General features: G+C 72.0%; 24 protein-coding genes and 1 tRNA gene. 20 read left to right on the top strand and 5 right to left on the bottom strand.

What is annotated here, in order from left to right; genetic code table 11:
- The first annotated feature begins 38 nt into the window (after positions 1 to 38).
- A complete protein-coding gene (locus tag ACZ4VL_RS18235; protein ID WP_468200694.1) occupies positions 39 to 521 on the top strand; it encodes an SRPBCC family protein in 483 nt (160 codons plus the stop codon).
- Positions 522 to 560: 39 nt separating this feature from the next.
- Positions 561 to 632, top strand: a tRNA-Val gene (locus tag ACZ4VL_RS18230).
- Positions 633 to 723: 91 nt separating this feature from the next.
- Here the strand turns inward: ACZ4VL_RS18230 and ACZ4VL_RS18225 are convergent.
- A complete protein-coding gene (locus ACZ4VL_RS18225) occupies positions 724 to 1,449 on the bottom strand; it encodes an exonuclease domain-containing protein (RefSeq protein WP_468200691.1) in 726 nt (241 codons plus the stop codon).
- Positions 1,450 to 1,662: 213 nt separating this feature from the next.
- Here ACZ4VL_RS18225 and ACZ4VL_RS18220 point away from each other — a divergent pair, with 213 nt between their 5' ends.
- Entirely contained in the window at positions 1,663 to 2,253 is a 591-nt protein-coding gene (locus tag ACZ4VL_RS18220; protein WP_468200689.1) for a DUF4365 domain-containing protein, read from the top strand.
- Positions 2,250 to 3,494 carry a hypothetical protein gene (locus ACZ4VL_RS18215; protein WP_468200686.1) on the top strand — a complete coding sequence of 415 codons (1,245 nt, stop codon included), beginning with the start codon at positions 2,250 to 2,252 and terminating at the stop codon, positions 3,492 to 3,494. Before ACZ4VL_RS18220 ends, ACZ4VL_RS18215 begins: the two co-directional genes overlap by 4 nt.
- Here ACZ4VL_RS18215 and ACZ4VL_RS18210 read toward each other — a convergent pair.
- A complete protein-coding gene (locus ACZ4VL_RS18210; RefSeq protein ID WP_468200684.1) occupies positions 3,491 to 4,039 on the bottom strand; it encodes a GNAT family N-acetyltransferase in 549 nt (182 codons plus the stop codon). The two genes, ACZ4VL_RS18215 and ACZ4VL_RS18210, sit on opposite strands and share 4 nt — an antisense overlap.
- Before the next feature lie 134 nt (positions 4,040 to 4,173).
- On the opposite strand from ACZ4VL_RS18210, the gene thrS reads away from it, so the two are divergent.
- Complete coding sequence (gene thrS / locus ACZ4VL_RS18205; RefSeq protein WP_468200682.1) at positions 4,174 to 6,150, top strand: threonine--tRNA ligase; 1,977 nt, start codon at positions 4,174 to 4,176, stop codon at positions 6,148 to 6,150.
- Between the two features lie 97 nt (positions 6,151 to 6,247).
- Here thrS and ACZ4VL_RS18200 read toward each other — a convergent pair whose 3' ends face one another.
- Positions 6,248 to 6,928, bottom strand: a complete 681-nt coding sequence (locus ACZ4VL_RS18200) for a potassium channel family protein (RefSeq protein WP_468200679.1) — start codon at positions 6,926 to 6,928, stop codon at positions 6,248 to 6,250.
- A 67-nt stretch (positions 6,929 to 6,995) separates the two neighbouring features.
- On the opposite strand from ACZ4VL_RS18200, the gene ACZ4VL_RS18195 reads away from it, so the two are divergent.
- On the top strand, positions 6,996 to 7,556 hold the full coding sequence (locus ACZ4VL_RS18195; protein ID WP_468200676.1) for an HIT family protein: 561 nt from the start codon (positions 6,996 to 6,998) through the stop codon (positions 7,554 to 7,556).
- Positions 7,557 to 7,643: 87 nt separating this feature from the next.
- Here the strand turns inward: ACZ4VL_RS18195 and ACZ4VL_RS18190 are convergent, their stop codons facing one another.
- Positions 7,644 to 9,308, bottom strand: a complete 1,665-nt coding sequence (locus ACZ4VL_RS18190; protein WP_468200673.1) for a hypothetical protein — start codon at positions 9,306 to 9,308, stop codon at positions 7,644 to 7,646.
- Between the two features lie 127 nt (positions 9,309 to 9,435).
- Positions 9,436 to 11,640 carry an elongation factor G-like protein EF-G2 gene (locus tag ACZ4VL_RS18185; protein ID WP_468200671.1) on the bottom strand — a complete coding sequence of 735 codons (2,205 nt, stop codon included), beginning with the start codon at positions 11,638 to 11,640 and terminating at the stop codon, positions 9,436 to 9,438.
- A gap of 253 nt (positions 11,641 to 11,893) precedes the next feature.
- On the opposite strand from ACZ4VL_RS18185, the gene pgsA reads away from it, so the two are divergent.
- The 14 genes from pgsA to ACZ4VL_RS18115 all read left to right on the top strand — a co-directional run bounded on the left by pgsA (position 11,894) and on the right by ACZ4VL_RS18115 (position 24,514).
- A complete protein-coding gene (gene pgsA / locus ACZ4VL_RS18180) occupies positions 11,894 to 12,559 on the top strand; it encodes a phosphatidylinositol phosphate synthase (RefSeq protein WP_468200668.1) in 666 nt (221 codons plus the stop codon).
- Positions 12,559 to 13,464: a phosphatidylinositol mannoside acyltransferase gene (locus ACZ4VL_RS18175; protein ID WP_468200665.1), complete on the top strand. Its 906-nt coding sequence runs from the start codon at positions 12,559 to 12,561 to the stop codon at positions 13,462 to 13,464. The genes pgsA and ACZ4VL_RS18175 overlap by 1 nt, the downstream gene beginning before the upstream one ends.
- Entirely contained in the window at positions 13,461 to 14,630 is a 1,170-nt protein-coding gene (locus tag ACZ4VL_RS18170) for a glycosyltransferase family 4 protein (RefSeq protein WP_468200662.1), read from the top strand. The genes ACZ4VL_RS18175 and ACZ4VL_RS18170 overlap by 4 nt, the downstream gene beginning before the upstream one ends.
- Positions 14,631 to 14,777: 147 nt before the next feature.
- Positions 14,778 to 15,317, top strand: coding sequence for a LemA family protein (locus ACZ4VL_RS18165; RefSeq protein WP_468200660.1), 540 nt, complete (start codon positions 14,778 to 14,780; stop codon positions 15,315 to 15,317).
- A 128-nt stretch (positions 15,318 to 15,445) separates the two neighbouring features.
- On the top strand, positions 15,446 to 16,357 hold the full coding sequence (gene pdxS / locus ACZ4VL_RS18160; RefSeq protein ID WP_361091618.1) for a pyridoxal 5'-phosphate synthase lyase subunit PdxS: 912 nt from the start codon (positions 15,446 to 15,448) through the stop codon (positions 16,355 to 16,357).
- Between the two features lie 13 nt (positions 16,358 to 16,370).
- Positions 16,371 to 16,964, top strand: a complete 594-nt coding sequence (gene pdxT / locus ACZ4VL_RS18155; protein ID WP_468200657.1) for a pyridoxal 5'-phosphate synthase glutaminase subunit PdxT — start codon at positions 16,371 to 16,373, stop codon at positions 16,962 to 16,964.
- A gap of 59 nt (positions 16,965 to 17,023) precedes the next feature.
- Positions 17,024 to 17,776, top strand: coding sequence for a YebC/PmpR family DNA-binding transcriptional regulator (locus ACZ4VL_RS18150; protein ID WP_179176434.1), 753 nt, complete (start codon positions 17,024 to 17,026; stop codon positions 17,774 to 17,776).
- A 123-nt stretch (positions 17,777 to 17,899) separates the two neighbouring features.
- On the top strand, positions 17,900 to 18,502 hold the full coding sequence (gene ruvC, locus ACZ4VL_RS18145) for a crossover junction endodeoxyribonuclease RuvC (protein ID WP_468200655.1): 603 nt from the start codon (positions 17,900 to 17,902) through the stop codon (positions 18,500 to 18,502).
- On the top strand, positions 18,499 to 19,134 hold the full coding sequence (gene ruvA / locus ACZ4VL_RS18140) for a Holliday junction branch migration protein RuvA (RefSeq protein WP_468200653.1): 636 nt from the start codon (positions 18,499 to 18,501) through the stop codon (positions 19,132 to 19,134). The genes ruvC and ruvA overlap by 4 nt, the downstream gene beginning before the upstream one ends.
- A gap of 153 nt (positions 19,135 to 19,287) precedes the next feature.
- Positions 19,288 to 20,373, top strand: coding sequence for a Holliday junction branch migration DNA helicase RuvB (gene ruvB, locus ACZ4VL_RS18135; RefSeq protein WP_468200651.1), 1,086 nt, complete (start codon positions 19,288 to 19,290; stop codon positions 20,371 to 20,373).
- A 165-nt stretch (positions 20,374 to 20,538) separates the two neighbouring features.
- Positions 20,539 to 20,982, top strand: a complete 444-nt coding sequence (gene yajC, locus ACZ4VL_RS18130; protein WP_468200649.1) for a preprotein translocase subunit YajC — start codon at positions 20,539 to 20,541, stop codon at positions 20,980 to 20,982.
- Between the two features lie 157 nt (positions 20,983 to 21,139).
- Positions 21,140 to 22,903: a protein translocase subunit SecD gene (gene secD, locus ACZ4VL_RS18125; RefSeq protein ID WP_468200646.1), complete on the top strand. Its 1,764-nt coding sequence runs from the start codon at positions 21,140 to 21,142 to the stop codon at positions 22,901 to 22,903.
- 1 nt (position 22,904) lies between these two features.
- Positions 22,905 to 23,966 (top strand): protein translocase subunit SecF, encoded by a 1,062-nt coding sequence (secF, locus tag ACZ4VL_RS18120; protein WP_468200643.1) that lies wholly within the window; start codon positions 22,905 to 22,907, stop codon positions 23,964 to 23,966.
- Positions 23,963 to 24,514, top strand: coding sequence for an adenine phosphoribosyltransferase (locus tag ACZ4VL_RS18115; RefSeq protein WP_404241439.1), 552 nt, complete (start codon positions 23,963 to 23,965; stop codon positions 24,512 to 24,514). The genes secF and ACZ4VL_RS18115 overlap by 4 nt, the downstream gene beginning before the upstream one ends.
- The last annotated feature ends 110 nt before the right edge of the window (positions 24,515 to 24,624 follow it).

Genomic DNA, 24,624 nt, shown 5'->3' with positions numbered 1-24,624 from the left:
ACGCCCCGAGCACCTGCCCCGCACGCCAGACTGAGGGCATGGACCGCAGCAGCCGCGCCCGGTGGAGCCGCTACCGCTTCCGCAGCCGGTGGGACCTCGACGCCCCGCCCGCCCACGTCTACGCCGTACTGGAGCAGGCCGACGACTACGGGACCTGGTGGCCGCAGGTCCGCGGGGTCGAGCGGATCGACGAGCACAGCAGCGCCCTGCGCATACGCTCCGTTCTCCCGTACGAGATCCGGATCACAGCCGCCGAACTACTGCGCGACCCTGGGCACCGGATCCTGGAGGCCGCCCTGCACGGCGACATGGAGGGCTGGGTCCGGTGGACCGTCCGCCCGCACCCGCGGGGCGGCGGGACACGGGTGCTCTACGAGCAGGAGGTCGAGCTGCGGCGGCCGCTGCTGCGCCGGCTGTCCCTGCCCGCGCGACCGCTGTTCCGGCTCAACCACGCGCTGATGATGCGGGCCGGACGGCGCGCCCTCGCGGCCCGACTGGCGCCCGGTGCGGACGCGGTTTGAACCAGACCCCGGGGCTCTTGTATTGTTCAGTGCGTTCCCGGGCGATTAGCTCAGCGGGAGAGCACTTCGTTCACACCGAAGGGGTCACTGGTTCGATCCCAGTATCGCCCACCGGGAGAGGCCGGTCCGTCGTACGACGGACCGGCCTTCCGCATTCCTGACCGTCTCCGACCGTCCCCGGCCGTCCCGCACTCCGCCCGCCTCACGCCGCCGTCGACACCTCCGGCCGCAGCGGCCAGTGCGGGTCCACCGCCTCCGGCGTGCCCTGCCGGGCGAACCACGCCTGCAGCCCGCGCGCCTGTGCCGCGTGCCACACCGCCTGCAAGGTGTGCAGTTCGGCCGGCGTGAGCCGCTCCAGCCGGCCCGCGAACCGCCGGCCCACCGCCCGTACGACCTCCAACGAGGCCAGCGCGTCCGCCGCCGCGTCGTGCGCGCCGTCCAGCTCTATCCCGTAGTGCTCGCACAGGTCCGTCAGCGTCCGCCGCCCCTTGCGGTACCGGTCCAGGTGCTTGTCCAGCACCCGCGGGTCCAGCACCGTCAGCGGCCGGTTGTCCAGGTACCGGGCCAGCGAGGACGCCCGGTGCCGGCGCAACTCCCGGTCCAGCAGGGTCAGGTCGAACGGCGCGTTCATCACCACCACCGGGCGGCCCGCGACCTGCTGCTCCGCCAGCGCCCGGGCTATCTCCTCCACGACCGGCGCCGGCCACCGGCCGTTGTGCTGGAGGTACTCGTCCGTCAGGCCGTGCACTTCCGTGGCCCCCGACGGCACCGGCACCCCTGGATTGACCAGCCAGCGCGTCTGGCGGACCCGGCCGCCCGCGCACTCCTGCACGACGAGAGCGGCGGACACGATACGGTCCTGCTCCACGTCCACCCCGGTCGTCTCCGTGTCGAATGCGGCCAGCGGGCCCTCGTACCAGCGTGTCATGGCGAACTCCTCGTCCCCGATCGGCAGATGGGGCGTACGTCGAACACGCCACCCTTGCCCGAATCCGTGATACCCGGCCCCTTTGCGCCGTACGCCGTTTGCGGCCCGCCCGCTGGGGAGACAACCTTCCTGGGGGACCGCACACATGACCGGCCGTCACCCCACCCGCTCTCATCCGGCCACAGCCCGCAAGGGCACGGGGAGCATCCGGCCATGGCACTCACACAGCCCGAACCGGGCGGGATGCTGCAGGGGCGCACGGGTGCGCGCGACGAGGCGCGCCCCGCACCACTGCGCGGCACACTCGCCACCACCGCCTGCATGGAGACCCTCCAAGTGGGATACCTGCACGCCGTCGCGGCCGCCGCCGGCTGCTCGCTGTCCCAGCCCTTCCCCGACAACGGCATCGACTGGCAGGTCAGTCACGGCGCACCCGAGCACGTCGTGGACGACGAGGTCACCATCAAGGTGCAGCTGAAGGCGACCTACCAGGTCCAGCCCGAACCGCCAGGCCCCTCCTTCGCCTTCACCCTCGACAACGAACACCTGGTGAAGCTGGCCCGCACCCCGGTCGCCGTGCACAAGATCCTCGTCGTGATGATCGTCCCGCGCGAGCGCGACCGGTGGCTGTCCGCCGGGCACGACCGGCTCGACCTGCGGCACTGCTGCTACTGGACCAACCTCGCCGGGCACCCCGTGACCGGCCGGCGCCGCACCACCGTCCGGATCCCCACCACACGGATCTTCGACGACCGCGCGCTGTGCGAGATCATGACCCGCGTCGGGTCGGGAGGGACACCTTGATGCACCGTCCGCCACCGCGCCTCGAACCGCCCGCCGCCCTGCAGGAGTTCGGCGACCGCACCGGCCCGGGAACCCTCCCCGACCCCGCAGGGGTCGACCCGGCCGTCTTCGGCGCCCTCCTGCGCCGGAACGGCTGGCAGCGCCGCGGCGGCGCAGCGGGACGCTACGGGCGCTGGACACCGCCCGCGCCCAGCCCGGCGGCCCGCACGGCCACCAGCATCCTCGTCCCGGAGTCCCGCACCTTCCCCGACTGCACCGACCTGCTGGAGGAGGCGCTCGCCGCGCTCGCCCACGGCGGCCTGCCCTGCGCCCGCGAGGTGCTCCACGGGCTGAGCGTCCCCAGCGACGAGATCCGCTGGGAGCGGCAGAACCCGCAGGTCCCGCGGACCCCGGGGCGCAACCAGCGGCCCCTGACGGTGGAGGACCACCTGCGCGCGGCCGCCCACGCCCTCCTGCTCGCCGGGGCGCTCGCGGCCCGGTCCACCGCCGGCTACTACGGGGCCCGGCACCGCCGCCAGGCCGAACGGGACCTGGACGCGGTGGTCGCCGGGCCGTCCTCCGCCGGAGGCCGGCTCACCGCCTACCTGCCCGTCGCGGGTGGCCGCGGCACCGTGACCCGGCTGCACCACGCCCTGCACGCGGCCCGCGAAGCCGTGGACTACCGGCGCACCGCCGGCGGGATGGAGGCCTTCGACGCGGCGGTCCAGGCCGGTGTCAGCCGGGAGCTCGCCGACGCTCTCATCGACCTCGTCAGCGGGTCGGAGGGGGCCCGGATCGCGCTGGCCTGGGCGCCGGCCGCCGGAGCGCCGGCCGGGTGCGCGGCCCGCCCGGAACCGGTGGAGTTCTCCCCGGGCGACCTGCCCGCGCTCCGCGAGGCCTCGGCCCGCTACACCCGGGACGAGCCCTCCGTCCCCGTACAGATCACCGGCACGGTGGTCCGCATGCGCCGCACCACACCCGCGGTCGGCGGGGCGGTCCGCCTCCAGGTGCTGTCCGGGGCCGACGTGCCGCAGGTGCGGATGGCCCTGGACGAGCGGGCGTACCGGGTGGCCGGGCACGCGCACCTCGCCGGAGTGCCGATCAGGGTCACCGGCTGGCTCCAGCGCCGGGGCGGCTTCCGCCGCGTCGCCGAGATCACCGACGTGCGGGCCGTCCCCCTGGACGAGGCCCAGCGCGACCGGCTGATCAAGTCGATGGACGAGTCCCTCGACCCGTCGGACGTCCTGGCCGCGGAGGACTAGGCGGAGGACCGGCCGGAGGGCCGCGCGGAGGACGCCCCGGCCGCGGAACTTGTGCGCGGAGCGAGGGTGAACGAGGCCATGACCAGGCCGGGCACGGGGGAGAAGTCCGCCCCGCGGACGAAGCCGAGGCGCTCGTACAGGGACACCGCCGGGGCGTTCGCCGCGCCCGTCGACACCGTGACCGGCCGCTCGGCCGGCGCCTCCGCCAGCAGCGCCCGCAGCAGCAGCGAGGCCACGCCCTGCCGGAAGAAGGCCGGGTCCACACACAGCCGGTCCACGCACACCGAGCCGTCCGGCTGCCGCTCCCAGGCCACGAACCCGGCGAGCGGCCCGTCCTGCGCGCCCTCCTCCGCTCTCGCTGCGCCGAGCCAGCGCAGCGGCCGCGCCCGCAGCTCGGCGAGGCCCTCGCCCAGTGCCGGGATGCCGTCGAAGCCGATCAGCTCCGCCTCCACCGCGTACGCCGCCCGGCCGATCCGGTGCACGGCGGCCGCGGTCGCGTCGTGGCCCAGGTCCAGGGGCCGTACCGGCCAGGTCGTCGTCGCCATGCCCCCACGCTAGCGAACGCGTGTTCACGCCGTGCGCAGGAACGGGCATAACCGTTTCGCGGGCGGGCCGCCGCTCTCGGTACGATTCAGACGCGCAGCGTTCGCTGCCGCATCCCTTCAGTCAGGAGAAACCGGTGTCAGACGTCCGTGTGATCATCCAACGCGATTCCGAGCGGGACGAGCGCGTGGTGGCCACGGGCACTACTGCCGCCGACCTCTTCGCCGACGAGCGCACCGTGATCGCCGCGCGCGTGGCGGGCGAGCTCAAGGACCTCTCCTACGCGGTCCAGGACGGCGAGACCGTCGAGCCCGTGGAGATCTCCTCCCCGGACGGCCTCGACATCCTGCGCCACTCCACCGCCCACGTCATGGCGCAGGCCGTGCAGGAGCTCTTCCCCGAGGCCAAGCTGGGCATCGGCCCGCCGGTCCGGGACGGCTTCTACTACGACTTCGACGTCGCGAAGCCCTTCACCCCCGATGACCTCAAGGCCATCGAGAAGAAGATGCAGGAGATCCAGAAGCGCGGCCAGAGGTTCTCCCGCCGCGTGGTCACCGACGAGGCGGCCCGCGAGGAGCTCGCCGACGAGCCCTACAAGCTGGAGCTCATCGGCATCAAGGGCTCCGCGTCGACCGACGACGGCGCGAACGTCGAGGTGGGCGCCGGCGAGCTGACCATCTACGACAACCTGGATGCCAAGACCGGCGAGCTGTGCTGGCGGGACCTGTGCCGCGGTCCCCACCTGCCCACCACCCGCAACATCCCGGCGTTCAAGCTGATGCGCAACGCGGCCGCCTACTGGCGCGGCAGCGAGAAGAACCCGATGCTGCAGCGCATCTACGGCACCGCCTGGCCGTCGAAGGACGAGCTGAAGGCCCACCTCGACTTCCTCGCCGAGGCCGAGAAGCGCGATCACCGCCGCCTCGGCACCGAGCTGGACCTCTTCTCCATCCCGGACGAGATCGGCTCCGGCCTGGCCGTCTTCCACCCCAAGGGCGGCATCATCCGCCGGGTCATGGAGGACTACAGCCGCAAGCGGCACGAGGAGGAGGACTACGAGTTCGTCTACTCGCCGCACGCCACCAAGGGGCAGCTGTTCGAGAAGAGCGGTCACCTGGACTGGTACGCGGAGGGCATGTACCCCCCCATGCAGCTCGACGGTGGTACCGACTACTACCTCAAGCCCATGAACTGCCCGATGCACAACCTGATCTTCGACGCCCGCGGGCGCTCGTACAGGGAACTGCCCCTGCGGTTGTTCGAATTCGGCACCGTGTACCGGTACGAGAAGTCCGGCGTGGTCCACGGCCTGACCCGCGCCCGCGGCTTCACCCAGGACGACGCGCACATCTACTGCACCCGTGAGCAGATGGCGGAGGAGCTGGACCGCACTCTCACCTTCGTGCTGAACCTGCTGCGCGACTACGGCCTGACCGACTTCTACCTGGAGCTGTCCACCAAGGACGAGACCAAGTTCGTCGGCTCGGACGAGGCGTGGGAGGAGGCCACCGCCGTCCTCCAGCAGGTCGCCGAGAAGCAGGGCCTCCCGCTGACCCCGGACCCGGGCGGCGCGGCCTTCTACGGCCCGAAGATCTCCGTGCAGGCGCGCGACGCCATCGGCCGCACCTGGCAGATGTCGACCGTCCAGCTCGACTTCAACCTGCCGGAGCGCTTCGACCTGGAGTACACCGCGGCCGACGGCTCCCGCCAGCGCCCGGTCATGATCCACCGCGCGCTGTTCGGCTCCATCGAGCGGTTCTTCGCGGTCCTGCTGGAGCACTACGCGGGCGCCATGCCGCCGTGGCTCGCCCCGGTCCAGGCCGTCGGCATCCCGATCGGCGACGCGCACGTCGAGTACCTGCAGGAGTTCGCTGCCGAAGCGAAGAAGAAGGGCCTGCGGGTCGAGGTGGACGCCTCCTCCGACCGCATGCAGAAGAAGATCCGGACCTGGCAGAAGCAGAAGGTCCCGTTCATGATCATCGTCGGTGACGACGACATGGCCGCGGGCACCGTCTCCTTCCGCTACCGCGACGGGTCGCAAGAAAATGGCATTGCGCGTGACGAGGCACTGGCCAAGCTCGTTGACGTGGTGGAGCGTCGAGTCCAGGTGTGACCTGCTCCCCGTGTAAGCGGGGGTGACCCTAGGCGAAGCGGTATCTCGCGGTACCTCTTGTTCCCCGCGCCAGCGGGGCTGAAGCCCCCGGGAAGTCTCACTTCCCGGGGGCTTCCCCGTTCCCCGGGGGCCTCTGCTCGTCCTGTTCGAAGACCTGGACCAGCCATGACGAGAACGAGCCCGTCACCGCGCCCAGCAGTGCCAGGCCGAAGGCCATCATGAACGCGGCGATCGTGCGGCCCATCGTCGTCACCGGGACCACGTCCCCGTACCCGACCGTCGTCAGCGTCGCGCATACCCACCAGACCGAGTCCCCGAAGGTGACGATGCTCGCCCCGGGGGCGTACCGCTCCTGCTGGTACACCGCCAGGGCGCCGGCGAAGCCCAGGAGCACGGCAGCCGTCCCGGCGTACGCGACCACCCGCTGGTACAGGTCCATGCGGGGCTTGTCCCGCCTGCGCTGCAGGGCCATGTAGATCTGCACCAGCCGCAGCGGGCGCAGCAGCGGCAGCAGCAGGACCAGGGTGTCGAGCCAGTGCGACCGCAGGAAGCGCAGCGCGCGCAGGCCGCTCAGCCGCATCCGGACCAGGTAGTCCACGAGGAAGCACAGCCAGGTGCCGCCGATGACGACGAGCGCGAGCGTGTGCAGCCATTCCTCCGCCGATGGGACGAGGACGTGGACGGCGTAGGCGGTGAGGTAGAGCATCGAGGCGATCAGCAGGGGTACCTCGGTGAGGTCCTCCCAGCGCTGCCTGCGCTCGGCCGATACTTCGTGCATCCGGCCAGGATCCCCGGCGTCGGGGGGATCTCCGCCCCGACGACACGCCGCGCCACGACAAGGTCATATGCTGCATGACATGACGACTCAGCCGGAGCAGCAGAACGGCGTCGGGACGCAGGACTCGTTCCAGCGGCTGTGGACGCCCCACCGCATGGCCTACATCCAGGGCGAGAACAAGCCCACCGGCCCGGAGGCCGGGGACGGTTGCCCCTTCTGTGGGATCCCGGAGATGTCCGACCGGGACGGCCTGATCGTCGCGCGGGGCAAGCACGTCTACGCCGTGCTGAACCTCTACCCGTACAACGGCGGCCACCTGATGGTGGTCCCGTACCGGCACGTGGCCGACTACACGGAGCTGGACGCGGCCGAGACGGCCGAACTGGCCGACCTGACCAAGCGGGCCATGGTCGCGCTGCGCAAGGCGTCCGGGGCACACGGCTTCAACATCGGCATGAACCAGGGCTCGGCGGCGGGCGCGGGCATCGCCGCGCACCTGCACCAGCACATCGTGCCCCGCTGGGGCGGGGACACGAACTTCATGCCCGTCGTCGGCCACACAAAGGTGCTGCCGCAGCTGCTCGCCGACACCCGGCAGATGCTCGCCGACGCCTGGCCGAACGACTGAGGCGAAACGGTTCGGGTGGGTACGGGAGCCGGCCGCGGGCCGCCTCCCGTGCCCCGGACCCCGTACCCCGAATCCCGCCGGGCGCCGCTACGCGTCGTAGGCGTCGGCCTTGCGCGGGGACGCGTCCTGGACCAGGCCGCTGACGATCATCGAGCGGTTGCCGAAGCGCTCGATGTCGACGCCGTTCTCGTCCAGGACCCGCATCGCGGCGGCGTGGACGGCGCGCAGCACCGGGGTCGCGGCGCGCAGTGCGTCGTCGGCCATGAAGCGGTTGCGCCACGGCTGGCCCGCCCACACGTGGCGGGCGCCGAAGGGCTCGGGCAGCACCAGCTTGCCGCCGAAGTACTCCAGCAGCGGCGGGTACCAGGTCAGCGGGGCCCGGACGGCGAGCCGGACCACTTCCTGGGCGTCGATCAGCGGCAGCGGGCGTTCCACGGTCTCCCAGAACCGGATCGACTTGGGCACTTCCACCACGGGCGCCTTGGACTTCGTGCCGAACAGGCCGTGGACCGGGCCGAGGGCGTGGCCGGTGACCTCCACGCGCAGCGTCTTGTAGAGGACGGTGACGGTGACCAGCATGGTGATCACGAGCTGGCCGTCCCACAGGGGGTACTGGATGCCCAGGTAGTGCCGGTTGCCGCCGCTGAACTGCTGCTCGTTGCAGATGCGGGTGATCTCGTGGGGCTTGACGAGGAAGGTGTCCACGTCCGCGCCCGAGGGGCGGGTCACCTCGGCGGCGCCTTCGCCGACCGGGGCGACGATCCAGTGCTGGACGGACGCGGGTGGGAGTCCGCCGGTGTGCAGCGGGCCGCGCTCCAGTTTGCGCAGTTCGGTGTCGATGGCCCTTATGACGTCCCAGCTGCGGAACGGGTGGATGTCCGCGCCCTCGGTCTTCGGGGTCAGTTCCTCGGCGAGCTGCCAGCTGCCCCAGCGGGTGCCCATGCCGAGGATCCCCTTGGGGCCGGCGTAGAAGACCGCGTTGCTGCGGTTCTCGGCGGTGAGCTTGGCCAGTGCGTGGCGCAGGTCCTCGCGGGCCTTCTCGTCGGGGTTGCCGGGCACCGCTTCGGGGATCTTGGCGCCGATGCCGTCGCCCGAGAGCAGGCCGTCCCAGCGGGAGCGCAGGTCGGCGGCGGTGGACTCGCAGATGCGGCGGGCGAGGAACCAGCCGAGCGCGGGGACGATGATCATGCCGCGCAGGTAGAGGCCGAGGAAGCCGTCGAACGGCAGCCGGAACATCATGACGGCTGCGAGGACGCCGATGCCGACGAGGACGAGGGTGCTCATCCAGGAGGCGTACTTCTCGCTGCCGAGCAGGCTCTTGCGGAGCTGGAACAGGCCCAGCCACAGCAGCAGGCCGGGGAGGAAGACCACCCCGGCGACCAGCATGATCAGGCGCAGCTTGCGGTCGCGTTCCTTGCGGATGTGGGAGGCGGCCAGGCAGTGTTCCACGACGGTCTGCGGGTCGGCGCCGAAGGACTGGATGATCGGCTTGCGGCCGCCCGGGAGGGTCCGGGCCTCCACGGCGCGGCAGAAGGCCTCGCCGAGGTTCGGTTCGAAGAGGGAGATTCTCGGCGGCTTGACGGTGGAGGAGTGGTACTCGTTGTTCGCGTCGAGCAGGGAGGACAGTTTGGTGTCCTTCCCCCCGTCGCGGTAGGCCGCCGAGGCGAGGGCGTTGGTCGCGGCGGTCTGGCCGCCACCGCCCTGGAGAGGGATCTGCGCCCCCGGCCTGAAGTCGAATCCGTCGTCCGCCACCGCTGCCCCCATCGCTGTGCGTCGTGCCGTCGTGCGCGGATGAGCCTATCGGCGTATCTGCCCCCACGGTCATGGGACAGGGAAATGCCGCCCGCCGCAAGCGGGTTGGTCGGGCGGCTCCCTGGCGCTACGTCAGAGTGCTTCCCTTCTCGAGCTGTTCGCGCACCTTGTCGGCGATGTGAGGGGGCATCGGTTCGTGCCGGGCGTAGGCGCGGGTGAAGCTGCCGGTGCCGTGCGAGACGGAGCGCAGGTCGATCGCGTAGCGGCTGATCTCGATCTCGGGGATGTCGGCGCGGACCAGGGTGCGTCCCAGGGCGGCCTGCTCGGTGCCGACGACGCGGCCGCGCCGGCCGGCGAGGTCGCTCATGACGGGGCCGACGTAGTCGTCGGGTACGAGGACGGTGAGTTCGGCGACGGGTTCGAGGAGGTGGATGGGGACTTCGGCGGCGGCCTCGCGCAGGGCGAGCGCGCCGGCGGTCTGGAAGGCGGCGTCGGAGGAGTCCACGGAGTGGGCCTTGCCGTCGCGGAGGGTGACCCGGATGTCGACGAGGGGGTAGCCGGCGGCCACGCCGCGGGCGGCCTGGTGACGTACGCCCTTCTCGACGGAAGGGATGAACTGCCGGGGCACGGCGCCGCCGACGACCTTGTCGACGAACTCGATGCCGCTGCCCGCCGGGAGGGGCTCGACCTCGATCTCGCAGATGGCGAACTGGCCGTGGCCGCCGGACTGTTTGACGTGCCGGCCCCGGCCGGCGGCCTTCGCGCCGAAGGTCTCGCGCAGGCTGACCTTGTGGGGGACCGGGTCGACCTGGACGCCGTAGCGGGTGCGCAGGCGTTCGAGGGCGACGTCCTGGTGGGCTTCGCCCAGGCACCACAGGACCAGTTGGTGGGTGTCCGGGTTCTGCTCCAGCCGCATGGTGGGGTCCTCGGCGACGAGACGGGCCAGGCCCTGGGAGAGCTTGTCCTCGTCGGCCTTGCTGTGGGCCTCGATGGCGATCGGGAGGAGCGGGTCGGGCATCCGCCAGGGCTCCATCAGCAGGGGGCCGTCCTTGGCGGAGAGGGTGTCACCGGTTTCGGCGCGGCCCAGTTTGGCCACGCAGGCCAGGTCGCCGGCGATGACCTGGGTGAGGGGGCGCTGCTGTTTTCCGAAGGGGGAGGTGAGGGCGCCGATGCGCTCGTCGACGTCGTGGTCCTCGTGGCCGCGGTCGGTGAGGCCGTGGCCGCTGACGTGGACGGTCTGCTCGGGGCGGAGGGTGCCGGAGAAGACCCGGACGAGGGAGATGCGGCCGACGTAGGGGTCGGAGGAGGTCTTGACGACCTCGGCGACGAGGGGGCCGTCGGGGTCGCAGGTGGCGGCGGGTCGTTCGGCGCCGTCGGGGGTGGTGACGGGGACGGGGGCGGTTTCGAGGGGGGTGGGGAAACCGCCGGTGATCAGTTCGAGGAGTTCGACGGTGCCGAGTCCCTGGCGGGCGCCGTCCGCGGCGGGCGCGGCCATGAGGACCGGGTGGAAGGTCCCGCGGGCGACGGCGCGCTCCAGGTCGTCGACGAGGGTCTTGATGTCGATGTCCTCGCCGCCGAGGTAGCGGTCCATGAGGGTCTCGTCCTCGCTCTCGGCGATGATGCCCTCGATCAGGCGGGCGCGGGCCTCCGCGATCTGTTCGAGTTCGCCGGGGGCGGGGTCGCGTTCGACGCGGGAGCCGCTGTCGTACTCGTACACCCGTTGGGAGAGCAGGCCGAGCAGGCCGGTGACGGGTGCGTGCCCGTCGGGCCCGGCGGGCCCGTACAGCGGGAGGTAGAGGGGGACGACGGCGTCGGGGTCGTCGGCGCCGAAGGCCTCCCCGCAGACCGAGGCCATCTGGGCGTAGTCGGCGCGGGCCGCCTCCAGATGGGTGACGACGATGGCGCGGGGCATGCCGACGGCCTGGCACTCCTCCCAGAGCATGCGGGTGGCGCCGTCGATGCCGTCAGAGGAGGAGACGACGAAGAGGGCCGCGTCCGCGGCGCGCAGACCGGCCCTGAGCTCGCCGACGAAGTCGGCGTATCCGGGGGTGTCCAGGATGTTGACCTTGATCCCGCCCCATTCGACGGGGACGAGGGAGAGCTGTACGGAACGCTGCTGGCGGTGCTCGATCTCGTCGTGGTCGGAGACGGTGGCCCCGTCCTCGACCCGGCCCGCCCTGGTCACGGCTCCGGCGGTGAGGGCGAGGGCTTCGACGAGCGTGGTCTTGCCGGCTCCGCTGTGGCCGACCAGCACGACGTTCCGTACGGACGAGGGCCGGTCGGCCGTCGGTGCCCTGCCGGCGGCTCCGGCTTGGTGTGATGTGGCTCCCATGATGCTCGTGCCTCCCGGGGTGACGGTGAGGAGGTGATCGGCGTCCTTCGAGCTTTGCACCGGCGTCACTCTGCGTCCATATGTAATACGCGCCGCCGTCCGGCGCACGGCGGGCGCGTGGCCGGACCGGTCCCGGCCGATCGCCCGGCACGAAACCGGTGGGTGCGCGGGTATGTCGCCCCGGGCCGCTGGCTACGATGGGCCAGCCGGTGGCCGACGGGGCCGTACGGCCCACCGACCCTCCGGGAAGGCCATGCTGAACAAGTACGCGCGTGCGTTCTTCACGCGTGTTCTCACGCCATTCGCCGCTTTTCTCCTCCGGCGGGGGGTGAGCCCGGACGCGGTCACGCTCATCGGCACGGCCGGGGTGGTGGCCGGGGCCCTCGTCTTCTTCCCGCGGGGCGAGTTCTTCTGGGGCACGATCACCATCACCCTCTTCGTCTTCTCCGACCTGGTGGACGGGAACATGGCCCGCCAGGCCGGGGTCTCCAGCCGCTGGGGCGCCTTCCTCGACTCCACCCTCGACCGGGTCGCCGACGCGGCGATCTTCGGTGGTCTCGCGCTCTGGTACGCGGGTCTGGGCGACGACAACGTGCTGTGCGCGGTGGCGATCTTCTGCCTGGCCAGCGGCCAGGTCGTCTCGTACACCAAGGCCCGGGGCGAGTCGATCGGCCTGCCGGTGGCGGTCAACGGGCTCGTCGAGCGCGCCGAGCGGCTGGTGATCTCGCTGGTCGCGGCCGGGCTGTCCGGGCTGCAGACCTTCGGCGCGCCCTCGTGGCTCGGCGTGCTGCTGCCCGTCGCACTGTGGGTGGTGGCGGCCGGCTCGCTCGTCACCCTGATCCAGCGCGTGGTCACCGTGCGCCGGGAGGCCGCCGAGGCCGATGCCGCGGCCGCCGCGTCCGGGCCGGGTGCGGCCTGATGGGCGCGGCACAGGACCGCCTGGTCGACGGGCTGTACGGGCTCGGCTGGGCCGGCGTGAAGAAGCTGCCCGAGCCGGCGGCGGTGGCCCTCGGCCGGCGGATCGCCGATTTCGCGTGGCGGCGCCGCGGCAAGGGCGTGCTGCGGCTGGAGTCGAACCTCGCCCGGGTCGTGCCGGAGGCCGGGCCCGAGCGGCTGCGGGAGCTGTCGCAGGCGGGCATGCGCTCGTACATGCGGTACTGGATGGAGTCGTTCCGGCTGCCGGCGATGGACCCGGCGCGGTTCGGCACCGACGTGTCCATCAAGGACGACCACATCCTCAAGGAGGCCGTCGCCTCCGGCCGCGGGGTCGTCGTCGCCCTGCCCCACCTGGCCAACTGGGACCTCGCCGGCGCCTGGGTCACCGGGCACCTCGGCATCCCCTTCACCACCGTCGCCGAGCGGCTGAAGCCCGAGTCGCTCTACGACCGCTTCGTCGCCTACCGCGAGAGCCTCGGCATGGAGGTGCTGCCGCACAGCGGCGGCGCCGCCTTCGGCACGCTCGCCCGCCGGCTCCGCGCCGGCGGCCTGATCTGCCTCGTCGCCGACCGGGACCTGTCCGCGTCCGGGGTCGAGGTCGACTTCTTCGGTGCGACCGCCCGGATGCCGGCCGGACCGGCCCTGCTCGCGCAGCAGACCGGCGCGGCCCTGCTGCCCGTCACCCTGTACTACGGGGACGCGCCCAAGCTGTGCGGCCGGATCCACCCCGAGGTGGAGGTCCCCGGCACCGGGACCCGGACCGAGAAGACCGCCGCCATGACGCAGGCGGTGGCCGACGCCTTCGCGCAGGGCATCGCCGACCACCCGCAGGACTGGCACATGCTCCAGCGGCTGTGGCTGGACGACCTGGAGGAGCGCTCCGAGTGAAGATCGGCATTGTCTGCCCGTACTCGTGGGACGTGCCCGGCGGCGTCCAGTTCCACATCCGGGACCTCGCCGAGCACCTGATCCGCCTCGGCCACGAGGTGTCGGTGCTCGCCCCGGCGGACGACGAGACCCCCCTCCCGCCGTACGTGGTCTCGGCCGGGCGGGCGGTGCCGGTCCCCTACAACGGCTCGGTGGCCCGGCTGAACTTCGGGTTCCTGTCGGCGGCGCGGGTGCGGCGCTGGCTGCACGACGGCGTCTTCGACGTGATCCACATCCACGAGCCGGCCTCGCCGTCGCTGGGACTGCTCTCCTGCTGGGCCGCCCAGGGCCCGATCGTGGCCACCTTCCACACCTCCAACCCGCGGTCCCGGGCCATGATCGCGGCGTACCCGATCCTCCAGCCGGCGCTGGAGAAGATCAGCGCGCGGATCGCGGTCAGCGAGTACGCCCGGCGCACCCTCGTGGAGCACCTCGGCGGGGACGCCGTGGTGATCCCGAACGGCGTCGACGTGGACTTCTTCGCCTCTGCCGAGCCGAAGGCGGAATGGGCCGGGCGGACCCTCGGGTTCATCGGGCGCATCGACGAGCCGCGCAAGGGCCTTCCGGTGCTGATGGCGGCGTTCCCGCGGATCGCTGCGGAGTGCCCCGACGTCCGGCTGCTCGTCGCGGGGCGCGGCGACGAGGAGGAGGCAGTGGCCTCCCTGCCCGCAGAGCTGCGCTCCCGCGTGGAGTTCCTCGGCATGGTCTCGGACGAGGACAAGGCGCGGCTGCTGCGCAGCGTCGACGTGTACGTCGCCCCCAACACCGGCGGCGAGAGCTTCGGCATCATCCTCGTCGAGGCCCTTTCGGCCGGGGCCGCCGTCCTGGCCTCCGACCTGGACGCGTTCGCCCAGGTCCTGGACCAGGGTGCGGCGGGCGAGCTGTTCGCGAACGAGGACGCCGACGCGCTGGCCGCGGCCGCGGTGAAGCTGCTGCGCGATCCCGAGCGGCGGGCGGAGCTCAGCGCGCGCGGCTCCGCGCACGTGCGCCGCTTCGACTGGTCGACGGTCGGGGCCGACATCCTCGCCGTCTACGAGACCGTGACCGACGGAGCCTCGGCCGTCGCCACCGACGAACGCGTGTCCCTGCGGTCCCGGCTGGGCCTCACCCGCGACCCGTCGGCCTGATCCGGTCCCGCTGCCGTATCCGTTCCCGGTCCGGCCGTCGTTCCCGGTCCGGCCGTCGTTCCCGGTCCGGCTCTCGTTGCCGGACCGGCCGGCGGGCCCGGGGCCGGGGCGGAGCCCGGGGCGGGCCGGACGGTAGAGTCGCGGGCCGTGATCGAAACCCTTGTCTGGACCGCCCTGGTCCTCGCCGTCATCGGGGTCTACCTCAGCTGGACCGCCGGACGGCTGGACCGGCTCCACACCCGGATGGACGCCGCCCGCGCCGCACTGGACGCGCAACTGGTCCGCCGCGCCTCGGTGGTGGTGGAGGTGGCCACCTCCGGTGCGCTCGACCCGGCCTCCTCGATCGTGCTGTACGAGGCCGCGCACGCCGCCCGGCAGGCGGACGAGGAGCACCGCGAGGTCGCCGAGAGCGAGCTCAGCCAGGCCCTGCGCGCGGTGTTCGCCGACGCCGCCCAGGTGGAGGAGCTCAAGGCCGCGCCCGGCGGCGAGGCCGCCGCCGAGGACCTCGCCGCGGCCGTGCGCCGGGTGCCGATGGCCCGCCGCTTCCACAACGACGCCGTACGGGCGGCGCGGGCGCTGCGCCGGCACCGCAAGGTCCGCTGGTTCCGGCTGGCCGGCCACGCCCCGTTCCCGTTGGCCTTCGAGATGGACGACGAGCCGCCGGCGTACCTCGCGGACCGGCCGTAGTTGTACCCATTGGCCAAGTCGAAAGGAGCCACCGGCTCCTCATTGGCCCTTGCGGTGGCCTGGTCGGGAAGGGTTTGCTCGGCCAAGCACCTTTGCAGCGTCGTCTTCCCTTCGAGTGAGGTTCACCCGTGAGCACGCTTTCCTCCACCCCGCAGACCCCCGAGACCGGCACCGCGCGCGTCAAGCGCGGCATGGCCGAGCAGCTCAAGGGCGGCGTGATCATGGACGTGGTCAACGCCGAGCAGGCGAAGATCGCCGAGGACGCCGGTGCCGTGGCCGTCATGGCCCTGGAGCGGGTCCCCGCGGACATCCGCAAGGACGGCGGCGTGGCCCGCATGTCCGACCCGAACATGATCGAGGAGATCATCGACGCGGTCTCCATCCCGGTCATGGCCAAGTCCCGCATCGGCCACTTCGTCGAGGCCCAGGTGCTGCAGTCCCTCGGCGTCGACTACATCGACGAGTCCGAGGTCCTGACCCCGGCCGACGAGGTCAACCACTCCGACAAGTGGGCGTTCACCACCCCCTTCGTCTGCGGCGCCACCAACCTGGGCGAGGCCCTGCGCCGCATCGCCGAGGGCGCGGCCATGATCCGCTCCAAGGGCGAGGCCGGCACCGGCAACGTCGTCGAGGCCGTCCGCCACCTGCGCCAGATCAAGAACGAGATCGCCAAGCTGCGCGGCTTCGACAACAACGAGCTGTACGCCGCCGCCAAGGAGCTGCGCGCCCCGTACGAGCTCGTCAAGGAGGTCGCCGAGCTCGGCAAGCTCCCGGTCGTGCTGTTCTCCGCCGGTGGCGTCGCCACCCCGGCCGACGCCGCGCTGATGCGCCAGCTCGGCGCCGAGGGCGTCTTCGTCGGCTCCGGCATCTTCAAGTCGGGCGACCCGGCCAAGCGCGCCGCCGCCATCGTGAAGGCCACCACCTTCTTCGACGACCCGAAGATCATCGCGGACGCGTCCCGCAACCTGGGCGAGGCCATGGTCGGCATCAACTGCGACACGCTGCCCGAGGCCGAGCGCTACGCCAACCGCGGCTGGTAAGGCACCCCCGAAGATGAGCAACCCCCCCGTCATCGGCGTCCTGGCCCTCCAGGGCGACGTCCGGGAGCACCTGATCGCCCTGGCCGCGGCGGACGCCGTGGCCAGGCCGGTCCGGCGCCCCGAGGAACTCGCCGAGGTCGACGCCCTGGTGATCCCCGGCGGTGAGTCCACGACCATGTCGAAGCTCGCCGTCCTGTTCGGCATGCTCCAGCCGCTGCGCGAGCGCGTGCGCGCCGGCATGCCCGTGTACGGCACCTGCGCCGGCATGATCATGCTCGCCGACAAGCTGCTCGACGGCCGCGAGGACCAGGAGACGCTCGGCGGCATCGACATGATCGTCCGCCGCAACGCCTTCGGCCGCCAGAACGAGTCCTTCGAAGCGAAGATCGACTTCGCGGGCATCGAGGGAGGCCCCGTCGAGGGCGTCTTCATCCGCGCCCCGTGGGTGGAGTCGGTCGGCGCCGAGGTCGAGGTCCTGGCCACGTACGACGGCCACACCGTCGCCGTCCGGCAGGGCAACGTCCTGGCCACCTCCTTCCACCCGGAGCTGACCGGAGACGACCGCGTCCACGCCTATTTCGTCGACATGGTGCGCACGGGGCTGTAATCGACGCCCGGTAGGATCAGAGGCGAACACCATGTTGGTTACGCGAAGGAGACAGGCGGATGTCCGGCCACTCTAAATGGGCTACGACGAAGCACAAGAAGGCCGTGATCGATGCCAAGCGCGGCAAGCTCTTCGCGAAGCTGATCAAGAACATCGAGGTCGCGGCCCGTATGGGCGGTCCCGACATCGACGGCAACCCGACGCTGTTCGACGCCGTGCAGAAGGCGAAGAAGCAGTCCGTCCCGAACAAGAACATCGACTCCGCGGTCAAGCGCGGCGGCGGCCTGGAGGCCGGCGGCGCCGACTACGAGACGATCATGTACGAGGGCTACGGTCCCAACGGTGTCGCGGTGCTCATCGAGTGCCTCACCGACAACCGCAACCGTGCCGCGTCCGACGTGCGCGTCGCCATGACCCGCAACGGCGGCTCGATGGCCGACCCGGGCTCGGTCTCGTACCTGTTCAACCGCAAGGGCGTCATCATCCTGCCCAAGGGCGAGCTGAGCGAGGACGACGTCCTCGGCGCGGTGCTCGAGGCAGGTGCCGAAGAGGTCAACGACAACGGCGACACCTTCGAGATCATCAGCGAGGCCACCGACCTGGTCGCGGTCCGCACCGCGCTCCAGGAAGCCGGCATCGACTACGACTCGGCGGACTCCAGCTTCGTCCCGACCATGCAGGTCGAGCTCGACGAGGAGGGCGCGCGGAAGATCTTCAAGCTGATCGACGCGCTGGAGGACAGCGACGACGTCCAGAACGTCTTCGCCAACTTCGACGTCTCGGACGAGGTCATGGAGAAGGTCGACGCCTGACCGGCGTCCCCACTCCACAGCAGGTCAGACGGGCCGACGGGGAACACACCCCGTCGGCCCGCTGCGTTGTCGGTGCCACCCGATAGCCTGCACGCACAGGTGGACCGAGAAGGGGCGGGTGCAGTGCGCGTACTCGGCGTGGACCCGGGGCTGACACGCTGCGGCGTCGGCGTGGTGGAGGGCGTGGCCGGCCGCGCCCTGACCATGCTCGGCGTGGGCGTCGTCCGCACGCCGGTCGAGGCGGAGCTCGGCGACCGGCTCGTCGCCGTCGAGCGGGGCATCGAGCAGTGGCTCGACGAGCACCGCCCGGAGGTCGTCGCCGTCGAACGCGTCTTCAGCCAGCACAACGTCAGCACCGTCATGGGCACCGCCCAGGCCAGCGCCGTCGCCATGCTGTGCGCCGCCCGCCGCGGCATACCCGTCGCTCTGCACACCCCCAGCGAGGTCAAGGCCGCCGTCACCGGCACCGGCCGGGCCGACAAGGCCCAGGTCGGCGCCATGGTCACCCGGCTGCTGCGGCTCTCCGCCCCGCCCAGGCCCGCCGACGCCGCGGACGCCCTCGCCCTCGCCATCTGCCACATCTGGCGCGCCCCCGCCCAGAACCGCCTCCAGCGGGCGGTCGCCGCGCACTCCGCACGCCCGGGAGCCGGCCCTCTCGCGCCGCCGTCCGGACGGGCTCCCGCCGCGGCGCGCCACCCGAGAACCGAGAAAGGCCGTACCGCATGATCGCCTTCGTCACCGGCCCCGTGGCCGCCCTGGCGCCGACGACCGCCGTGATCCAGGTCGGCGGGGTGGGCATGGCCGTGCGCTGCACCCCGCGCACCCTCGCCGAGCTGCGCGTGGGGGAAGAGGCGCACCTGGCCACCTCCCTGGTGGTGCGCGAGGATTCGCTCACCCTGTACGGCTTCGCCGACGACGACGAGCGGCAGGTCTTCGAGGCGCTGATGACCGCCAACCGGGTCGGCCCCAAGATGGCGCAGGACATCCTTGCGGTGCACAGCCCCGACGCCCTGCGGCTCGCGGTGTCGACGAAGAACGTGAAGGCGCTGACCGCGGTGCCGGGCGTGGGACCGAAGAGCGCCGAGAAGCTCCTGCTGGAGCTCAAGGACAAACTGGGCGCGCCCGTGGGCACGCCAGGCCTGGTGGGGGCCCAGCGGGGTGCGGCCGCCGCCCGGCCGGCCCCCTGGACCGAACAGCTGCACGCCGCCCTCGTCGGCCTCGGCTACCAGGCCCGGGAGGCCGAGGAGGCCGTGGTGGCGGTGACGCCGCAGGCCGAGGCCGCGATCGCCGACGGCGGCTCGGCGCCCGTCCCGCAGCTGCTGCGAGCGGCCTTGCAGACCCTGAACCGCGCACGCTAGCGCTGTGACCGGAGGGGTTCACCGCGTTGCGACGCCCGGCAGACCTCTCGGGCACCCGCCCCGTGACCCCGACCCCGCCCCGTGACCCCGACCCCGCCCCGTGACCCCGACCCCCGCCCGCACCGCACCGCACCGAACCGAGAAGGCACATCCGTGAACTGGGACGACGAGACCGCAGCCGAGATCGCCGGCGCAGCGCCCGAGCGCCTCGTGGGCGCCGCCGCCGACGGGGAGGACAGCACGGTCGAGGCGGCCCTGCGCCCCAAGGACCTCGGCGAGTTCGTCGGCCAGGAGAAGGTCCGCCAGCAGCTCGACCTGGTCCTCAAGGCCGCCAAGCAGCGCGGCGCCACCGCCGACCACGTCCTGCTCTCCGGCGCCCCCGGTCTCGGCAAGACCACCCTTTCGATGATCATCGCCGCGGAGATGGGGGCACCCATCCGGATCACCTCCGGCCCCGCCATCCAGCACGCCGGTGACCTCGCCGCGATCCTCTCCTCCCTCCAGGAGGGCGAGGTCCTCTTCCTCGACGAGATCCACCGCATGTCCCGGCCCGCCGAGGAGATGCTGTACATGGCGATGGAGGACTTCCGCGTCGACGTGATCGTCGGCAAGGGCCCCGGCGCCACCGCCATCCCGCTGGAACTGCCCCCGTTCACCCTCGTCGGCGCGACCACCCGGGCCGGCCTGCTGCCGCCGCCGCTGCGCGACCGCTTCGGCTTCACCGGGCACATGGAGTTCTACGCCCCGGAGGAGCTGGAACGCGTCATCCAGCGCTCCGCCCGCCTCCTCGACGTCGAGATCGACACCGCCGGCGCCGCCGAGATCGCCGGCCGCTCCCGCGGCACCCCGCGCATCGCCAACCGCCTGCTGCGCCGCGTCCGGGACTACGCCCAGGTCCGCGCCGACGGGGTCATCACCCGCGAGGTGGCCGCCACCGCCCTCCAGGTCTACGAGGTGGACGCCCGCGGGCTCGACCGCCTGGACCGGGCCGTGCTGGAGGCCCTCCTCAAGCTGTTCGGCGGCGGCCCCGTCGGCCTGTCCACCCTGGCCGTCGCCGTGGGCGAGGAGCGCGAGACCGTCGAGGAGGTGGCCGAGCCCTTCCTCGTCCGCGAGGGGCTGCTCGCCCGCACCCCGCGGGGCCGGGTCGCGACCCCCGCGGCATGGGCTCACCTGGGACTCGTCCCGCCGCAGCAGGGCGGCGCCGGAACCGCCGGCCAGCAGGGCCTGTTCAGGGCGTGACGGCGCGGAGGTTCGCCCGGCCGGGAACTGCGGTGCCATGCTGGGCGTTGTTCCATCGGTGCGGACTCGCCTAGACTCCGCCGATGCCGACCCTTCGGGTCGGCGTGCCCACCCCCCGTAGAACAAGGCCGTCTCCCCGGCGGTCGTGCGAAGGATCTCCGTCCCGTGAATCTCGTGACATTCCTCCCGTTCATCGTGCTCATCGGGGCGATGATCCTGATGACCCGCTCCGCGAAGAAGAAGCAGCAGCAGGCCGCGCAGATGCGCGACCAGATGGCGCCCGGCACCGGTATCCGCACCATCGGCGGCATGTACGCCACGGTCAAGGAGATCGGCGACGACACCGTCACCCTTGAGGTGGCCCCCGGCGTCCACGCGATCTACGCGAAGATGGCGGTCGCCGCCGTGCTGGACGACGCGGAGTACAACCGCATCGTCCACGGCACCGAGGAGCCGGCCGACCACGACGACGCGCCCGTCGTCCCCGACGACATCTCCTCCCTGACCAAGGACGAGACCGAGCCGAAGCTCGACCTGGGCAAGAAGGACGCCGCCGAGGGCGACGAGCCGAAGAACGACAAGGGCGACGGCGAGGCCGGCGCGAAGTAGCACGCGCCCGGGGACCGCGACGGCGCCCGACCGGCCGCCGTGCGGTCCCCGCCAGTGATACTTCTGCGGGGGGCAGGGGTCCCCACCACACATTTTCGTGGCCGTCCGCGCGCTGACCGAAGCGCCGCCGGGCGGTTGGACAGGGAGATACGACAAGGTGGCAGCACCGAAGAAGGGCCGACGGCCCACGGGGGCTCAGGGGAGGCCGGGCCGCGCCCTGGCCATCATCCTGATCGCGATGGTGGCGCTCACCGCGGGGATGTTCCTCTCGAAGCAGACGACCCCCCGCCTGGGCATCGACCTCGCGGGCGGTACGACCATCACGCTCAAGGCGAAGAGCGAGCCGGGCAAGCCGGACGCGGTCAACGAGACCAACATGAACACGGCCGTCGGCATCATCGACCGCCGCGTCAACGGTCTCGGCGTCTCGGAGGCCGAGGTCCAGACCCAGGGCCGCGACCACATCATCGTGAACATCCCCAAGGGAGTGAACGAGCAGCAGGCCCGCGAGCAGGTCGGCACCACCGCCCAGCTCTACTTCCGCCCGGTCCTGGCGTTCGCCGACGGCGCCCCGGCCGCCCCCGCGGCCACGCCGAGCCCGTCCGCGAGCACCTCCGGTGCCCCCAAGGCCGAGGGCAACGCCAAGCCCACCCCGTCGTCCAGCGCCACTTCCCAGGGCCGCGCGGTCAGTGAGGCCCTCAAGGCCCCCGCCGCCACGGCCTCTCCCTCGCCCTCGGCGAGCGAGTCGAAGAAGGCAGACGACAACAAGGCCGCCCCGTCCCCCGTCCCGACCCCGTCGGGCGCGGACGCGGCCGCCGCCGACCTCCAGGCCAAGTTCGCCGCCCTCGACTGCACCGACGAGAAGCAGCGCGCCGCCGCCGGCAAGGGCGCCAAGCCCGAGGAGCCGACGCTCGCCTGCGGCCAGCGCGGCACCGCCTGGGGCAAGTGGATCCTCGGTCCGGCCGGTGTCGCCGGTACGGACGTCAAGGAAGCCAAGGGCGTCATCGACCCGCAGCGCGGTCAGTGGATCGTCACGATGCAGTTCACCGACAAGGGCGCCGACAAGTTCGCCAAGATCACCGGTGAGCTGGCCACCAAGCAGGCCCCGCAGAACCAGTTCGCGATCGTCCTCGACGGCAAGGTCATCTCCGACCCCTCCGTCAGCCAGGCCCTGACCGGCGGCAACGCCGAGATCTCCGGCGGCTTCACCCAGCAGTCCGCGCAGGACCTGGGCAACATGCTCTCGTACGGCGCCCTGCCGCTCTCCTTCAGCGAGGACAGCGTCACCACCGTCACCGCCGCCCTCGGCGGCGAGCAGCTCAAGGCCGGCCTCATCGCGGGCGCCATCGGCCTGGTGCTCGTCGTGATCTATCTGCTCGTGTACTACCGGGGCCTGGCGTTCATCGCCATCCTCAGCCTCGGGGTCTCGGCGGTCCTCACGTACACGCTCATGGCGCTGATGGGCAAGGGCATCGGCTTCGCCCTGAACCTGCCCGCCGTGTGCGGTGCCATCGTCGCGATCGGTATCACCGCGGACTCGTTCATCGTGTACTTCGAGCGCATCCGCGACGAGATCCGCGAGGGCCGCACCCTGCGCCCCGCGGTCGAGCGGGCCTGGCCGCGCGCCCGGCGCACCATCCTGGTCTCCGACTTCGTGTCGTTCCTGGCCGCCGCGGTGCTGTTCGTCGTCACCGTCGGCAAGGTGCAGGGCTTCGCCTTCACGCTCGGCCTGACCACCCTGCTCGACGTGGTCGTGGTGTTCCTCTTCACCAAGCCGCTCATGACGCTGATGGCCCGGACGAAGTTCTTCTCCAGCGGCCACCCGTGGTCCGGCCTGGACCCGAAGCGCCTGGGCGCCCGCCCGCCGCTGCGGAGCTCCCGCCGCCGCACCCCCGCCCCCGTCGACGCAAAGGAGGCGTGAGATGTCGAAGCTCGGAGACATCGGCGCCAAGCTGTACCGCGGCGAGGTCGGCTACGACTTCGTCGGCAAGCGCTTCATCTGGTACGGCGTCTCGATCCTGATCACCATCACGGCGATCGTGGGCCTGGCCGTCCAGGGCCTCAACATGGGCATCGAGTTCAAGGGCGGTGCCGTCTTCACCACCGCCAAGACGACCGTCTCGGACACCAAGGCCCGGGAGCTCGCCAAGGAGGCCTCCGGCCACGCGGCGATCGTCCAGAAGCTCGGCAACGGCACCCTGCGCATCCAGATCGCCAGCCTGGACACCAACTCCGCCAACGACGTGAAGAAGGAGCTGGCGGCCGGCCTGAAGATGCCGGAGCAGGACATCAACGCGGACCTGGTCGGCCCCAGCTGGGGCGAGCAGATCGCGAACAAGGCCTGGACCGGTCTCGGCATCTTCATGATCCTCGTGGTGATCTACCTGGCCATCGCCTTCGAGTGGCGCATGGCGGTCGCCGCGCTGATCGCCCTGATCCACGACCTCACCATCACCGTCGGCGTGTACGCGCTCGTCGGCTTCGAGGTCACCCCGGGCACCGTGATCGGTCTGCTGACGATCCTCGGCTACTCCCTCTACGACACCGTCGTCGTCTTCGACGGTCTGAAGGAGAGCTCGAAGGACATCACGAAGCAGACCCGCTACACCTTCGGCGAGGTCGCCAACCGCAGCATCAACGGCACCCTGGTCCGCTCGATCAACACCACGGTCGTCGCCCTGCTCCCGGTCGCCGGCCTGCTGTTCATCGGCGGCGGCTTCCTGGGCGCCGGCATGCTGAACGACATCTCGCTGTCGCTGTTCGTCGGCCTCGCGGCCGGCGCGTACTCCTCGATCTTCATCGCGACCCCCCTGGTCGTGGACCTCAAGGAGCGCGAGCCGGCGATGAAGGCCCTGCGCAAGCGGGTCCTCGCCAAGCGGGCCGCCGCGGCCGCCAAGGGCGAGTCCGTGGAGGACGAGGCGTACGACACCGAGGACGCGCCGCAGATCGTGGCGCAGGGCCGGGCAGCGGGGCGCCGGCGATGACCGCTCTGTCCCCCGAGGTCCGCGAGCTGCTCCTCAGCCGCATCAAGGACGTGCCGGACTACCCGAAGCCGGGCGTGATGTTCAAGGACATCACCCCGCTGCTCGCCGACCCGGCGGCGTTCGCCGCGCTGACGGACACCCTCGCCGGACTGGCCGCCCGCTACGGCGCGACCAAGATCGTCGGCCTGGAGGCGCGCGGGTTCATCCTCGCCGCCCCCGTGGCCGTCCAGGCGGGCATCGGCTTCGTGCCGGTCCGCAAGGCCGGCAAGCTGCCCGGGGCGACCCTCGCCCAGGCGTACGAGCTGGAGTACGGCACCGCCGAGATCGAGGTCCACGCCGAGGACCTGCGGACGGGCGACCGGGTCATGGTCATCGACGACGTCCTGGCCACCGGCGGCACGGCCCACGCCTCGCTGTCGCTGATCCGCCGGGCCGGTGCCGAGGTCGCCGGCGTCGCGGTGCTCATGGAGCTGTCGTTCCTGCCGGGACGCGAGCGCCTGGCCGATGCCCTCGCGGGCGCACCACTGGACGCCCTGATCGTCGTCTGACGACCGAACGGCGCAGCGGGGGGGGGGGGGGGGGGGGGGGGGGGGGGGGGGGGGGGGGGGGGGGGGGGGGGGGGGGGGGGGGGGGGGGGGGGGGGGGGGGGGGGGGGGGG

Source organism: Streptomyces sp. NPDC029014, assembly GCF_055564695.1.
The sequence above is the reverse complement of the archived record's forward strand: the minus strand, read 5'-3'. Positions and strand labels throughout refer to the sequence as shown.